A 13,718-nucleotide genomic window follows, 5' to 3' on the forward strand; every position below is an offset into this window, starting at 1 on the left:
CGTTCCTCTAGTGGCTGGCCGCGGTGGCGCCCATTTCGTTGACTTGCTGGAAGCGGCTGAAGCGCTCCAGGGCGAAGGGCGCGATCATGGCCGGCACCTTGCCGCCGCTGGCGACCAGCTCGGCCATGCTCTTGCCGCAGATCGGCGTGGCCTTGAAGCCCCAGGTGCCCCAGCCAGCGTCCAGGTAGTAGTTGTCGACCGGCGACAGGCCCAAGATCGGGCTGTAGTCCGGGGTCATGTCGGTGATCCCGGCCCACTGGCGCATCAGCTTGGCGTTGGCCATGAACGGGAACATCTCGATGGCGTGGGCCAGCAGGCTTTCCTTGAGGTCGAGGGTGGAGCGGGTGTTGTACAGCGGGTAGGGGTCGGAGCCGCCGCCGAAGACGATCTCGCCGCGGCTGGTCTGCTGCACGTAGCAGTGCAGCGCCGACGAGCTGACCAGCGGATCGAGAAACGGCTTGAACGGCTGGGTGACCATGGCCTGCAGCGGGTAGGTGTGGATTGGCGCGCGAATGCCGGCCTTGGCCATCAGTAGCGAGCTGGCACCGGCCACCGCCTGGACCACGCAGCCGCACTGCACGGTGCCACGGTTGGTCTGCACCGCTTCAATGCGGCCATTGCGGATCAGCAGGTCCTGCACTTCGGTCAGTTGGTGGATTTCCACGCCGCGCTTGGCGGCCTGTTTGGCATAGCCCCAGGCCACGGCATCATGGCGCGCGGTGGCGCCGTCGATATGCCACAGCCCGGCCAGCACCGGCAGGTGACCGGGGTCGAGGTTCAGGCTGGGTACCAGCTCGCGGATCTGTTGGCGGTCGATCATCTCGGTGCGCCCGCCGAAGTGCTTGTTGACCTCGGCGCGCTGGCGGAAGGCGCGCACGGTGGCGTCGGTGTGCGCCAGGGTGAGCTGGCCGCGCTCGGAATACATGATGTTGAAGTCGAACTCGTTCGACAGGTTCTGGAACATGCGCACTGATTCGGCGTAGAAGCGCACCCCTTCGCTGGTGAGGTAGTTGGAGCGGATCACCGCCGTGTTGCGCGCGGTGTTGCCGCCGCCCAGGTAGGCCTTTTCCAGCACCGCGACATTGGTCACGCCGTGGTATTTGGCCAGGTAGTAGGCGATGGCCAGGCCGTGGCCGCCACCGCCGATGATCACCACGTCATAGCGTGGCTTGAGGTCGCACGGCGGCGGCAGGTCGACCTCCACCGGGTAGTCGGCGCTCAGGCCGTATTTCAGCAGGGCGAAAGGCATGCGGTGCGCTCCTGGTGGGCGGCCTGTTGCTGCAGGTCGAGGGCGAGCAGAGTGTTTTTCATCAGGTAGGCGATGGTCATCGGGCCGACGCCGCCGGGCACCGGGGTGATGCCGGCCACCTGGGGCAGCGCGGCGGCGAAGTCGACGTCGCCGACCAGGCAGCTGTGGCCACCTTCATCGATGCGGTTGATGCCGACGTCGATCACCACTGCGCCGGGTTTGAGCCAATCGGCACCGATCAGCCGTGGTTTACCCACTGCAGCTACCAGGATGTCGGCCTGGCGGCACAATGCCGGCAAGTCCTGGCTGCGTGAGTGCACCACGGTCACCGTACAGTCGGCTTGCAGCAGCAGGGCGGCCATGGGCTTGCCGACGATGTTCGAGCGGCCGACCACTACGGCGTGCTTGCCGCGCAGCTCGCCACAGGCATCACGCAGCAGGCGCATGCAGCCGCTGGGCGTGCATGGGGTGAGCACGTCGCGGCCCTGGGCCAGGCCGCCGACGTTCTCGCTGTGGAAACCGTCCACGTCCTTGAGCGGGCTGATGGCTTGCAGCACGCGGTGTTCATCGATGTGCGCTGGCAAGGGCAGTTGCACGAGGATGCCGTTCACCTGCGAGTCGCGGTTGAGGCGGTCGATCAGGGTCAGCAGTTCGGCCTGGGTGGTGTCGGCGGCCAGGCGATGTTCCAGCGAGCGGATGCCCACTTCTTCGGCGCGCAGCACTTTGTTGCGCACATATACCTGGCTGGCGGCATCGGTGCCCACCAGCACCACGGCCAGGCCCGGCTGCAAGCCGCCCTGGCGCAGGGTCTGGACCTGTTCGCGGACCTCGGCCAGCACCCGCGCCGCGGTGGCTTTGCCGTCGATCAGCTTGACGCTGGGAATGGCGTTCATTTGAAGATCACCGTGCGGTCGTGGTTGAGGAACACCCGGTGCTCCAGGTGGTACTTCACGGCGCGGGACAGGGCGATGGTTTCGGTGTCACGGCCGATGGCCACCAGGTCATCCGGTGCGTAGGCGTGGTCCACGCGCTGCACTTCCTGCTCGATGATCGGGCCTTCGTCGAGGTCGCTGGTCACGTAGTGGGCGGTAGCTCCGATCAGCTTCACGCCGCGCTGGTAGGCCTGGTGGTAGGGTTTGGCGCCTTTGAAGCCGGGCAGGAACGAGTGGTGGATATTGATTGCCCGGCCCGACAGCTGGCGGCACAGGTCGTCGGAGAGGATCTGCATGTAGCGCGCCAGCACCACCAGTTCGGTGCCGGTGTCCTCGACGATGCGCAGCAGCGCGGCTTCCTGTTCGGCCTTGGTGTCCTTGCCGACCGGCAGGTAGACGAAGCGGATGCCCTGGCGCTCGGCCATGGGACGCAGGTCGAGGTGGTTGGAAACCACGGCGGTGATCTGCATCTCCAACTCGCCCTTGGCATGGCGGTACAGCAGGTCGGCCAGGCAGTGGTCGAACTTGCTCACCATCAGCAGTACGCGCATCGGGCGGGCGCTGCTGTGCAGGCTCCACTGCATGTCGAAGCGCTGGGCCACATCGGCAAAGCCAGCCTCCAGCTGTGGCGTGTCGCCTTGGGTACCGGTGTTGTAGCGAAACACCGCGCGCATGAAGAAGCGCCCGTTGTCCTCGTCGTCGAACTGCGCCATCTCGCTGATGTAGCAACCGTGCTCGGCCAGGTAGGTGGTCACCGCGGCGACGATGCCGGACACGGCCGGGCAACTGACGCGCAGGATGAAGTGATCGGGAGCGGGGTGCATGTCGGAAAGGCCTCGTGATGGAGTGGGGCAGGTCGGCACAAGGGCAAAAGAAGCTTCGCGAGGAGGCGAAGGGGTGTTTCTTGTCAGGAATATAAATTTCCTTTTTGCGATTTATAGGCGAAGTGAAGGGTGGCGGTCTAGAGGTTTATGAAATTTTTTATCCTGACAGGAAAGTTCGTGATGAGCTTGTTCCGGGCAAGCCCGCTTCAACCTGTGGGAGCGGGTTCACCCGCGAAGGGGCCGGTACAAGCTATGCTTGCAGCATGAGTACACCACCTCCTTTGCGCCAACCCTGTCCCCCTGGCGCCTGCGACTGTGGCCGCGAACACCTGGCCGACCACCCGCAGACAGCCCAGCGCATCCTCCTGCTGACTCGCCAGGAAGAGAAACGCCTGGTCGAACGCCTGGAAAACCTCAAGGACCTGGAAGACCTGCAACGCCTGCAGCAACGGATGTACGAAAACCTCGGCATCCGCGTGCACATTGCCCCGGGTTTCAACGAAGTGCGGACCATGCGCGGCATCGTTATCGAACTGGATGACCAGCTCGGGCTGTGCCGCAAGACCCGGCAGTCGATCCCGGCGGCGATTCGGCGTGGACTGGAGCGAAACCCGCAGGTCGCCTTCCGCCTTCTCGATACCCACGACCTGCTGCGTGATACCTGAACTGAAATGCGCTCCTTGATCTGGGAGCGGCCGCACAGGCCTCAAGCCCTGTGCAGTACCTGTGAGAGCAACTGTCTTGCTCAACGATTGGGGCCGCTTTGCGGCCCATCGCCGGCAAGCCGGGCTCCTACAGGCACAGTGCAGACCTCAAGCCTTTCGCGGTCCTTGTGGGAGCCCGGGTGCTGGATGAGCTGATCAGTACCCGCCGATTCTAGGTCACCCGCGAAGAATCCAGCGCGATGGATAGCACCGGCTTTGCCGGTGTTCGCGGCGGTTCGACGCCTCGACATGCCCACAGGGACTGTGCAGGCCTCAAGCCCTGCGCAGTACCTGTGGAAGCTGGCTTGCCGGCGATGAGGCCAGCCCAGGCAATACAAGACAGTTTCTCCCTACAGGGTTGGCGGCCTGTCTGGATGATATCCCCACTAATTTTCTTGCAACTTGCTACGTCTACTTGAAAGCCGCCCTGCGCCAGGCGCGCAGCGGCACCCATCATTCAAGGAGACAGGCAATGACTTCCGTTTTCGACCGCGACGATATCCAGTTCCAGGTAGTGGTCAACCACGAAGAGCAGTACTCGATCTGGCCCGACTACAAGGCCATCCCCAATGGCTGGCGTGCCGTGGGCAAGAGCGGCCTGAAGAAGGACTGCCTGGCCTACATCGACGAGGTCTGGACCGACATGCGCCCGCTGAGCCTGCGCCAGAAAATGGCCGAAGCCGCCGCCCAGTGACTGCGCTGAACCTGCTGTGTCTGCCGTATTCCGGGGCAAGTGCCATGGTCTACAGCCGCTGGCGGCGCAAGCTGCCGGTTTGGCTGCAGGTGCGCCCAGTAGAGCTGCCCGGGCGCGGTGCGCGTATGGCCGAGCCACTGCACACCGACATGCAGGCCCTGGCCCGGCAACTGGCCAGCGAACAGCGCCTGGCAGCCAGTGCGCCGTATGCATTGCTCGGTCACAGCCTGGGGGCGCTGCTGGCCTTCGAGCTGGCCCATGAGCTGCAAGCGCTGGGCTGCCCGGCGCCGCTGGCCTTGTTCGCCTGCGGCACGGCGGCCCCGACCCGTCGGGAGGACTATGACGGCAAGAACTGGCGCGAGCCCAAGAGCGATGCTGAGCTGATCAGCGAGTTGCGCGAGCTTCAGGGTACGCCAGAGGAAGTGCTGGCCAATGCCGAGCTGATGAGCCTGACCTTGCCGACCTTGCGCGCCGATTTCCTGCTGTGCGGCACCTATGCCTACCGCCAGCGGCCGGCGTTGCAGTGCCCGCTGCATGTGCTGGGCGGCACGGAGGACCGGGCCAACGACGAGCAACTGCAGGCCTGGCGCAGGGAAACCCACGGCGAGTTCACGCTGCAGATGTTCCCGGGCGGTCACTTCTTCATCCACGAGCATGAGGACCGTGTGCTCGGCGCGCTGACTGCATCGCTGCAACCGCTTCGGCTTTCCGCCTGATTGACGCCACCGCTTGCCTGGGGGAGGCTAGGCCTTTTCCCAGGCAAGGGCTAGACAATGCTGATCGATCCACACAAGGCCACACTGCTGGTCGTCGACATCCAGGAAAAACTCATTGGCGCCATGAGCGACCCCGCAGGCACCCGCGCACGGGCCCGCTGGTTGCTGGCGGCGACGGCCGAGCTGGAGTTGCCGACGGTGATTTCCGAGCAGTACCCCAAGGGCCTGGGCCATACCCTGGCCGAGCTGCTGGCCGCCGCGCCGGCCGCCGAAGTGGTGGAGAAAAGCCATTTTTCCTGCGTGGCGGCGCAATGTCTGCCAGCCAGCCTGCTGGCACGTGAACAGGTGATCGTCTGCGGCATGGAAACCCACGTCTGCGTGTTGCAGACCGTGCTTGGCCTGCTGGCGTTGGGCAAGCAGGTGTTCGTGGTCGAGGATGCCTGCGACAGCCGTACCCCGGCGAGCAAGGCGGCGGGCCTGGCACGCATGCGTGCCGCAGGGGCGCAGGTGGTAACCCGCGAAATGGTGCTGTTCGAGCTGATGGGCAGTGCCGGCCACCCGCTGTTCCGCCACATCAGCAAGACCTACCTGGTCGGTGAGCAGCCCTGAACGGCCGGCTCCTGGCTGCCGGGTTGATGGCCCTGGCGCTGCTGCAAGGCTGCGCCGGGCGTCGGGAGGAAGCACCACAGGCGGATCCGGCCAAGGTCCGTGCACAGCTGCTGCGGCTGTTGCCCGCCCAGGCCAAGGACCGCGAGGGCTGGGCCAGGGACATCCAGGTGGCTTTCCAAGCCCAGCGCCTTGTCCCCAGCAAAAGCAACCTGTGCGCGGTGCTGGCAGTGACCGAGCAGGAGTCGACCTTCAGCGCCGACCCGCAGGTGCCCAACCTGGGGCGTATCGCCCGCGAGGAAATCGACCGCCGCGCCGCGCGCCTGCATATCCCCAAGCTGCTGGTCGACGGCGCATTGAAGGCCCCTTCGGGCAGTGGCAAGAGCTACCAGCAGCGCTTGCAGGCGGTGCGCAGCGAGAAGCAGTTGAGCGAGCTGTACGACGAGGTCATCGCCCGTGTGCCACTGGGCAAGACCTTGCTCGGCGGGCTCAACCCGGTGCACACCGGCGGGCCGATGCAGGTCAGCATCGATTTCGCCGAAAAGCATGCGCAGGATTACCCCTACAGCCACGATGGCAGCATTCGCCAGGAAGTGTTCAGCCGGCGGGGCGGCATGTACTTCGGCATTGCCCACTTGTTGGGCTACCCGGCCAGCTACGAACGCCAGCTGTACCGCTTTGCCGATTTCAACGCGGGCTGGTACGCCAGCCGCAATGCAGCGTTTCAGGCAGCGCTGAGCAAGGTGACAGGCGTGCCGTTGGCCCTGGACGGCGACCTGATCGCGCCCGGGGCGATCATGCCGGGTACTACCGAACAAGCCGCGCGCAAGCTGGGGGTGAAGCTGGGGCTGCGTAACCCGCAGATTCGCAGCCAACTGGAAAAGGGTGACAGTTTGGCCTTCGAGGACAGCAAGTTGTACAGCGGGGTTTTCGCCCTGGCGGATGCCGCGGCTGGCAAGCCGGTGCCGCGGGCGGTGCTGCCGGGGATCCAGCTGAAAAGCCCGAAGATCACCCGCAAACTGACCACGGCGTGGTTTGCTGGGCGAGTGGATGAACGCTATCAGAGGTGCATGAAGCGTTAGCTGTATGCTGTCTTTGCCGGCCTCTTCGCGGGCTTGCCCGCTCCCACAGGTACGACACAGCCCTTGAAACCTGTGATGTAGCTGTGGGAGCGGGCAAGCCCGCGAAGAGGCCGGTACAGGCAACATCAGCTTTCGCCCAGTGCCTCAACCACTTGGTCGACACTGGCTTTCAGCCCCACAAAGGCATCCTCAGGGTCACTCTCCACCACCACCAGCTTCGCCCCGGCCGCCTTGATCACCTCGGCCACCGCCGCCGCCGGCTGCCGGTGATCCAGCACCAGCGCCACATCCTGCGCCTGCAGGTTCTCCGCCAAGGCCTTGAGCGCCGGTGCATCCCACTCGGCCGGCAGCGGCTGCTCGACCACATCCAGGTTCAAGCCGCTGGCAAGATAACCCAGGCGCTCGGACAGGCTCACCACCGTCAGGTTGTCGATCTTGGCCAGGCGTGTCTGGCTGCTGGCCGAAAGCTCCAGCAATTGCCGTTTAAGACCCGCCAGATTGCCCTGGATCTTCGCCTTGTCGTCCGGCGCCAATCGCTCCAGGTCATTAGCCACCACGTCGGCCATGCGCCCCAGGTTGGTCGGGTTGAGCCAGGGGTAAGCGCCATAGGCATCGTCACCGCTCACCGCAATGCCCGGCAGGGCGCCATCCACTGGCCGCGCAGCATCGATCTCGACAATGCGGATATTGCTGCGCCGGGCCATCGGGTATAGCGGGTCGTCACGCCAGATCGAGCGCACACCAATCACTGCATCGGCCTGCTGCGCAGCCTTGTGCAGGCTGGCCCCGCCACGCCCGCTGAAATACGACGGCTGGCGGCTGGCCGGCAGGTTGGCCGGCGCCGCGCGCTTGAGCTGCACCGCCGTGCCATCGAGCAGGGCGCTGGCCAGGCTGTGGGTGACGGGCAGGGTGGTCAGCACTTGCGTGGCGAAAGACAGCGACGGCAGGCCGGCCAGGGCCAGCGCCAGGGTCAGGCGTTTCAGGTTCATGCCGGGTTTCCTTGCAGGCGGGGGACGAGGGCGCGGGCCAGGGCGGCCAGGGCAAAGCAGATGCCGGCGACCAGGATGATCGCGGCGCCCGATGGCACCGGCAGGTCGAGGACGATCGGCAGCAGGATGCCAAGCAGAGTGCTCAGGGTGGCGATCAGCACCGACAGGAAGAAAAAGCCCTTGAGCGACTGGCTGACCAGGCGTGCGGCAGCGGCGGGGATCACCAGCAGCGCACCGACCAGGATCGCCCCGATCACCTTTACCGAAGCCACGGTGACCAGCGTGACCAGCACCACGAACAGGTAGTCCAGGGTTTTCACCGCCACCCCGCGTACGGCTGCCAGCTGTGGGTTGAAACTGGCCAGCATGATGCGGTTGTACAGCGGCACGGCCAGGGCCAGTACCAGCACCGCGACGATGCCCAGCACCACCAGGTCCTGGCCGCTGACGGTCAGCACCGAGCCGAACAGCACGTTCTCGAGAATGTGCACGTTGATCTTGCCCGCCAGCATCAGCAGCAGGCTGGCGCCCAGCGCCAGCGACACTGACAGGAATACGCCGATCAGGGTGTCTGGCGACAGCCCGGTGCGGTTACGCAGGAAGTTGAGCAGGATGCCGAACAGCAGGCAGTAGCCGAACAGGCTGCCGTAGGGGCCGGTGTAGGGTTCGCCCAGCAGGATACCGATTGCCACGCCGGTCAGCGCGGCGTGGCCGACCGCCTCGGAGAAGAAGGCAAAGCGCTTGACCACTACCAGGGTACCCAGGCCGCCCAGTACCGGGCCGATCATCAGGCCGGCCAGCAGGGCGTTGACCACGAAGCCGTAGGCCAGCGCCTCGGGCAGGTAGCCGGCAGTGGCCCAGTCCTGGACCAGTTGGCGAAATGTGTCAAAACTCATCAGGCAAGGCTCTCGCTGCGCGGGTGAACGGAGAACAGGCCGAGCAGGCGCTCTGGGGTCAGGGCCTGTGCGGGCGGGGCGTCGAACAGCACCTGGCGGCTCAGGCCGGTGACCCGGTCGGCCAGGCTCAGCACGGCTTCCAGGTCGTGCTCGATCCACAGCACGGTGGTACCGGCCTGGCGCCAGCCCAGCAGCAGCTGTTCGAACACCTGGATACCGGCTTCATCGAGCGCCGACATGGGCTCGTCCAGCACCAGCAACTGCGGCTCGGGGATCAGCCCCTGGGCCAGCAGCACGCGCTGGCGTTCGCCACCGGACAACGCGCCCATGCGCCGCTTGCGTTTGTCGAGCATGCCGACCTGCGCCAGGGCCGCGTCGATGGCTGGTTGCACGCGACGCGACAGGCCGAGGAAAGCTGGGCGGCGCTGGCACATGGCAGCCATGAAGTCGTCCACCGTCATCGGCAAGCCGCGGTCGAACTCCAGCGCCTGTGGCACGTAGCCGATCACCTCGCGTTCACCCGGCCAGTGCAGGGTCAGTTGGCCTTGGTGGGGCATCTGCCCGAGCAGGGTCTTGATCAGCGAACTCTTGCCGCCGCCGTTGGGCCCGACGATGGCGTGCACGCTGCCGGCGGCAACGCTGAAGCTGACCTGTTCGAGGATGCGCGTGCGGCCCAGGGTCAGGTCGATGCCGGCGAACTCGATGCGCGGCCCGCAGGCCGTCACCAGGTTGGCGGCGGCGGTCATGCGCGGTTCTCCTGGATGGCGCGGACCACGGTGTCGAGGTTGCGCTTCATTTCCACTTCGTACTTGTCCTTGGTGTATTCGCCGTAGGAAATGTGCGTCAGTGGGTACAGGCGTACGCCGGACTCACGCTGGATGGTTTCGACATAGGCAGACGGGAAGTCCATTTCCGAGAAGATCACCCTCACGTCCAAGGCCTTGAGCTGGTCGATGGTCTTTTTCAACTGGGCCGGGCTTGGCTCGATGCCATGGGCCGGTTCGACCACTGCAGTCACCTCCAGGCCGAAGTCGCGTACCAGGTAGTCGTAGGCCGCATGGATGGTGGCGACACGGAAGGTGGCGCTAGGGGCCTCGGTGACCTTGGCCAGGGCCTCGGCACGCAGGGCGCGCAGGCGCTTGGCATAGGCGCGGGCGTTTTGCGTGTAGAACTTGGCATTGTCCGGGTCGAGCTTGCCCAACTCGCGGGCGATGTTGTTTACCTGGGCGATGGTGGTGCTGATCGACAGGAAGGTGTGCGGGTTGACCACCTTGCCGGCGCCGCGGGAGGCAATGCCGGTGGCTGCCAGCAACGGTACGTTCTGGTTGGCCTCGATGGTGTGGATGCCGGGTTTTTCGCTGGCGGCGATCATGCGGTCGGCGAAGTCGTCATGGCCGACGCCATTGAGCACCACCACGTCCAACGTACCGATGCGCTTGATGTCCTCGGCCCGTGGCTCGTAGGCGTGGGGGTTGAAGCCTGCCGGAATCAGCGGCACCACCTCGGCCTTGTCACCGACGATGTTGCTCACGTAGCTGTAGTAGGGATGCAGGGTGATACCGATGCGCAGCGGCTTGCCGTTATCGGCCAGGGCCAATGCCGGCAGGGCAAGGGCCAGGAGCAGGGCGAGGGCGGAGCGAAGCATGGGGAAGTCCTTGGGTTCAGTGGCGGTGTTCGCGGGTAACCCCGGCGTCGTAGTGGCTGACCACCTGTTGCCAGCCAGCGGCGACAAGGGCGGCCTGGCCGAGGTCGTCCGGGGTCACGGCGGCGCTGTCGCGGCGCAGCCAGACATCGGCCTGGCCAGTGCTGTCGGGCGGCAGGATCAGTAGCAGGCTGCCCGCTACCTCGGGGGCCTGGCTGCGGCCCAGGTAGGCGCCGGCTGCCAGCCACGACCATTGGTGAGCACCACGGCTCTGGCTGCCGGCATCGACCACGAATGGTGGCAGGCCTTCCTCGGCCAGGGCCTGCACACTGGGCGGTGCGGCGTTTTCTTCGCGCAGCAGCTGGATCTCGTCGAAGGCCACCCTGAGGTCGGTGTACAGGCCTTGCTCGGCGGCGGTGAGGTCGCGGCGGGCATCGATCTGGTGGCTGGCGATGGCCTGTTCGTCCTCACGCTCGCCACGCAGCATCACCACGCTGGCGGCAAGCACCACGATCAGCAGGCTGACCAGCAGCACGTACAGGGTCTCGTGCCCGGCGCCAGCCGGGCGAATCACTTGGGTGCGGCTCATGGCTGGGCGATATCGGCGTAGTCGACTTCTACCACGTGCCCGGGGCCGGCATCGAACAGCACGTAGAATTCGCCATCAGGGCGCTTGAAGGTCAGCGTCGAGTCCTCGCCCAGTTTGCCGCCGACCAGCACCTGTTCGTCATAGCCGATCACATCCAGGGTCACCCCGGGGGCACCGCTGCCGTCCGAAAAGCCGCCAGTGCACTTGACCTGGCCGCTGGCCAGCTCTTCGCATTCGCACATCGGGTTGTGCGCCAGGGCCGGGCCTGCGGCCAGTGCCAGCAAGGGCAGGGCGAGGGTGCGCATCAGGTGTTTCATTTCTTGCCTCCTTGTTTCTCGAGCCAGGCCACGGTGGCTGGCGATGCCTTGGCCAGGGGGACCGACGCCTGGTGCATGCTGCCGTCCCAGCCTTCCAGGGTGATCCAGATCTGCGCGTCGGGTTTGGTGCGCGGCGGGATCGGCAGGTTGGTGCCCATGCGGTAGGGTGCGCCAAAGAAGATTGTCCCGGCGGCGCGCAGGCTGCGCGGTTTGCCGATGCGCAGGTAAACCGCCTTGACATCATTGATGCAGGCCTTGCACAGCGCTGCGTTGAAGGATTTGAAGTGGCCAGCCGGGCCGTCGGCGCGTGGCGCTTCGTCACGCAGCTCGGCCAGGTCGAGCGTGTAGGGGCCGGCCTGGATATCGCTGATCACGTTGGCCCCCAGGCCAGCGTCACCGCGGAACAGCTTGGCGTCGGCGAAATATTTGGGCATGAACCCCAGTGGGATGAGAATCAGCAGAATGTTCAGATGGAAACGCCATTTCAACCACCACTGTTTCATCGGGCTGACGGGTAGGGCTTGGGCCTGGTTCATGGCTGGATCTCCGCGGTGGTGTCGCTGCGTGCCGCGCGGGGGGCACGTTCACTGCGTTTGAGGGCGGCGGCGGTGGCCTGGGCGGTACGCTTGGTCCAGATCAGCAGGCCGCTGAACACCATCAAGGTCAGGATCAGGCCGAAGAAGAACCAGATCAGCTTGATCGGCAGGCCACCGAAGTCGCCGGTGTGCAAGGGGCGCATGGACTCGGTAACGAACTCCAGGGTGGAGCGGTCGCTGAGCAGGAACTGGCTATCGACCTTGCTGGTGTAGGGGTTGACCAACGCGGTCTGGAACATCAGCGGATACCAGCCGCGCCCGCCCATGCTGACATGGCTGTACGCGGTGGCAGGCAGCGAGATGAAACTGATCTCCAGGCCCGGAATGGCCAGGCCGGCAATACGGGCCGCCTCGTCCAGGTCGATGCGCGGCGCGGGGCTGCCATCGGCGGTCTGGGGCACCTGTTCACGCGCGATCACCGGCACGATCGGCTCGGTGGAGATGCTGATCTTGTTGTCGAACAGGATGGCCTGAATCAGGAACCAGGTTCCGGTGATGGAAATCACCGCGATAAACCAGATCGACCAGACACCGGCCAGGCGGTGCAGGTCGCCCCAGAAAATACGTGAACCATGGCCGGTGCGCACCGGCTTGAAAAAGCCTTTCCAGAACTTCTTGTAGACCACCAGGCCGGTAACCAACGAGGCCAGCATCGGTAGGCCCAGCAGCGAAACCAGGTACCAGCCCCAGCTGAAACCATTGGTGAATGGCACCAGCCACCAGCCGTGCAGGGCGCGGGTGAAGCCTTCGAAGTTAAAGTCCGGGCTCTTGCCTTGGATTACCCCGGTATAAGGGTTTACGTACAACGTCGGGGAGGTGCCGTCGGGGAAGGTCACCGAGGCATTGAGTGCGAAATGCGAGCCGTCGGGCTGGCTTAGCGAGCGCACGACCATGTCCGGTTCGGCTTTGTGCAGGGCATCGAGCACCTGCTGGTAGCTCAGGCGTTCGGCATCACCGTCGGGCTTGCTGGCTCGCACGTCCGGGTTGGCCAGCCAGACGATTTCCTGGCTGACCACGGCGAGCATGCCGGTGAAGCAGACGATCAGGACGAAGAACCAGATCGGCAGGGCGAGCCAGCTGTGGACCAGGAACCACAGCCTGGATTTGGATTTTTTTGGTGATTTGGCCATCTGACTGTCTTCTGAAATGTGTAGTCGAGCTTATGCCCAACCAAGAGGGCTGCATTAATAAGGACGAATGAGAATTCAAAACCTGCCGATTTAAATGCAAGCAAATGTTTCAGATGACGCAAGCCGCCGGCGCAAAAAAGCGTCAGGCCGGCCTGGAAAGGCGTAGCAGAGGGGCCAGGCGAGGGGGAATTTAAGCGGGCTAAAGAACTACGAAAGGTGGCCGATAGGGGGGGCTACGGCAAGGACCGATTTTTGAAGCAGGGATTCGACATGAGCGCAATAACAGCAAGCAACCTGATGATCAACGGCGTTTCAGCGCAGACCCTTGGCGCGAACCCAACTGCAGAGCGTGAACAGGCAAACCAGGCCGGTGAAGCGCCAGGCCCCTTGCGCATCAGTAGCGACAGCATGAAGGTTTCAGCGGGTAGCCAGGCGCAATCCACGGACAGTGAAGACAGTGGCGAGTCGCAGGGCGTGACCGCGCTGCGCCAGCTGATCAAGGATTTGCAGAAGCAACTGGCCGAGGAGCAGAAGCAGTTGGCGGCACTGATGGAGAGCAAAATGGATGAAACTGCCAAGGCGGCTGCTGTGAGCGCCAAGCAGGCGAGCATTGCCACCATCAACGGGCAGATCCTGGCTGCCACGGCGAAACTGCTGGAGCTGTTGCAGCAAGAGGGCGGCAGCAGTGCGGGCGGAATGGTCAGTGCCACGGCCTGACGACCTGGGGCTGCCGTGCAGCCCATCGCCGGCAA

The 13,718-nt window shown here is 64.9% G+C and carries 17 protein-coding genes; 6 read left to right on the forward strand and 11 right to left on the reverse strand.

The annotated features are described in order from the left end of the window. Positions 1 to 7: 7 nt before the first annotated feature. The 3 genes from TZ03_RS20910 to purU are packed head-to-tail and all read right to left on the reverse strand — an operon-like array spanning position 8 to position 3,005. Positions 8 to 1,249 (reverse strand): FAD-dependent oxidoreductase, encoded by a 1,242-nt coding sequence (locus TZ03_RS20910; RefSeq protein WP_051100136.1) that lies wholly within the window; start codon positions 1,247 to 1,249, stop codon positions 8 to 10. After that, positions 1,231 to 2,142 (reverse strand): bifunctional methylenetetrahydrofolate dehydrogenase/methenyltetrahydrofolate cyclohydrolase FolD, encoded by a 912-nt coding sequence (folD, locus tag TZ03_RS20915; protein ID WP_051100138.1) that lies wholly within the window; start codon positions 2,140 to 2,142, stop codon positions 1,231 to 1,233. The genes TZ03_RS20910 and folD overlap by 19 nt, the downstream gene beginning before the upstream one ends. Continuing rightward, entirely contained in the window at positions 2,139 to 3,005 is an 867-nt protein-coding gene (gene purU, locus TZ03_RS20920; RefSeq protein WP_051100140.1) for a formyltetrahydrofolate deformylase, read from the reverse strand. Before purU ends, folD begins: the two co-directional genes overlap by 4 nt. A gap of 263 nt (positions 3,006 to 3,268) precedes the next feature. On the opposite strand from purU, the gene TZ03_RS20925 reads away from it, so the two are divergent. The 5 genes from TZ03_RS20925 to TZ03_RS20945 all read left to right on the forward strand — a co-directional run bounded on the left by TZ03_RS20925 (position 3,269) and on the right by TZ03_RS20945 (position 6,807). Beyond that, positions 3,269 to 3,670, forward strand: a complete 402-nt coding sequence (locus TZ03_RS20925; protein WP_051100142.1) for a hypothetical protein — start codon at positions 3,269 to 3,271, stop codon at positions 3,668 to 3,670. 511 nt (positions 3,671 to 4,181) lie between these two features. Further along, positions 4,182 to 4,403: an MbtH family protein gene (locus tag TZ03_RS20930; protein WP_003256222.1), complete on the forward strand. Its 222-nt coding sequence runs from the start codon at positions 4,182 to 4,184 to the stop codon at positions 4,401 to 4,403. Next, complete coding sequence (locus tag TZ03_RS20935; RefSeq protein ID WP_051100144.1) at positions 4,400 to 5,119, forward strand: thioesterase II family protein; 720 nt, start codon at positions 4,400 to 4,402, stop codon at positions 5,117 to 5,119. Before TZ03_RS20930 ends, TZ03_RS20935 begins: the two co-directional genes overlap by 4 nt. Before the next feature lie 57 nt (positions 5,120 to 5,176). Continuing rightward, positions 5,177 to 5,728: a hydrolase gene (locus TZ03_RS20940; RefSeq protein WP_051100146.1), complete on the forward strand. Its 552-nt coding sequence runs from the start codon at positions 5,177 to 5,179 to the stop codon at positions 5,726 to 5,728. Positions 5,729 to 5,754: 26 nt separating this feature from the next. Beyond that, positions 5,755 to 6,807, forward strand: coding sequence for a DUF1615 domain-containing protein (locus TZ03_RS20945; RefSeq protein WP_051100148.1), 1,053 nt, complete (start codon positions 5,755 to 5,757; stop codon positions 6,805 to 6,807). 125 nt (positions 6,808 to 6,932) lie between these two features. Here TZ03_RS20945 and TZ03_RS20950 read toward each other — a convergent pair whose 3' ends face one another. From TZ03_RS20950 to TZ03_RS20985, 8 genes are read right to left on the reverse strand one after another with little or no spacing between them, the layout of a single operon-like run. Then, positions 6,933 to 7,796, reverse strand: a complete 864-nt coding sequence (locus TZ03_RS20950) for a metal ABC transporter solute-binding protein, Zn/Mn family (protein WP_051100150.1) — start codon at positions 7,794 to 7,796, stop codon at positions 6,933 to 6,935. Beyond that, entirely contained in the window at positions 7,793 to 8,692 is a 900-nt protein-coding gene (locus TZ03_RS20955; protein WP_051100151.1) for a metal ABC transporter permease, read from the reverse strand. Before TZ03_RS20955 ends, TZ03_RS20950 begins: the two co-directional genes overlap by 4 nt. Then, positions 8,692 to 9,438, reverse strand: a complete 747-nt coding sequence (locus TZ03_RS20960) for a metal ABC transporter ATP-binding protein (protein ID WP_051100154.1) — start codon at positions 9,436 to 9,438, stop codon at positions 8,692 to 8,694. The genes TZ03_RS20955 and TZ03_RS20960 overlap by 1 nt, the downstream gene beginning before the upstream one ends. After that, entirely contained in the window at positions 9,435 to 10,337 is a 903-nt protein-coding gene (locus TZ03_RS20965) for a metal ABC transporter substrate-binding protein (RefSeq protein WP_051100156.1), read from the reverse strand. Before TZ03_RS20965 ends, TZ03_RS20960 begins: the two co-directional genes overlap by 4 nt. A 16-nt stretch (positions 10,338 to 10,353) precedes the next feature. Continuing rightward, entirely contained in the window at positions 10,354 to 10,923 is a 570-nt protein-coding gene (locus TZ03_RS20970) for a DUF6162 family protein (RefSeq protein WP_051100158.1), read from the reverse strand. Then, a complete protein-coding gene (locus TZ03_RS20975; protein ID WP_051100160.1) occupies positions 10,920 to 11,240 on the reverse strand; it encodes a hypothetical protein in 321 nt (106 codons plus the stop codon). The genes TZ03_RS20970 and TZ03_RS20975 overlap by 4 nt, the downstream gene beginning before the upstream one ends. Then, positions 11,237 to 11,776, reverse strand: a complete 540-nt coding sequence (locus tag TZ03_RS20980) for a hypothetical protein (protein ID WP_051100162.1) — start codon at positions 11,774 to 11,776, stop codon at positions 11,237 to 11,239. Before TZ03_RS20980 ends, TZ03_RS20975 begins: the two co-directional genes overlap by 4 nt. Further along, the gene (locus TZ03_RS20985) at positions 11,773 to 12,966 is read right to left on the reverse strand and encodes a PepSY-associated TM helix domain-containing protein (protein WP_051100164.1); all 1,194 of its coding nucleotides are present in this window, start codon (positions 12,964 to 12,966) and stop codon (positions 11,773 to 11,775) included. Before TZ03_RS20985 ends, TZ03_RS20980 begins: the two co-directional genes overlap by 4 nt. Before the next feature lie 270 nt (positions 12,967 to 13,236). Here TZ03_RS20985 and TZ03_RS20990 point away from each other — a divergent pair, with 270 nt between their 5' ends. Then, positions 13,237 to 13,683 (forward strand): hypothetical protein, encoded by a 447-nt coding sequence (locus tag TZ03_RS20990; RefSeq protein WP_051100166.1) that lies wholly within the window; start codon positions 13,237 to 13,239, stop codon positions 13,681 to 13,683. Positions 13,684 to 13,718: the final 35 nt, after the last annotated feature.

Source organism: Pseudomonas sp. 10-1B, from assembly GCF_000935045.1.
Lineage (GTDB): Bacteria > Pseudomonadota > Gammaproteobacteria > Pseudomonadales > Pseudomonadaceae > Aquipseudomonas.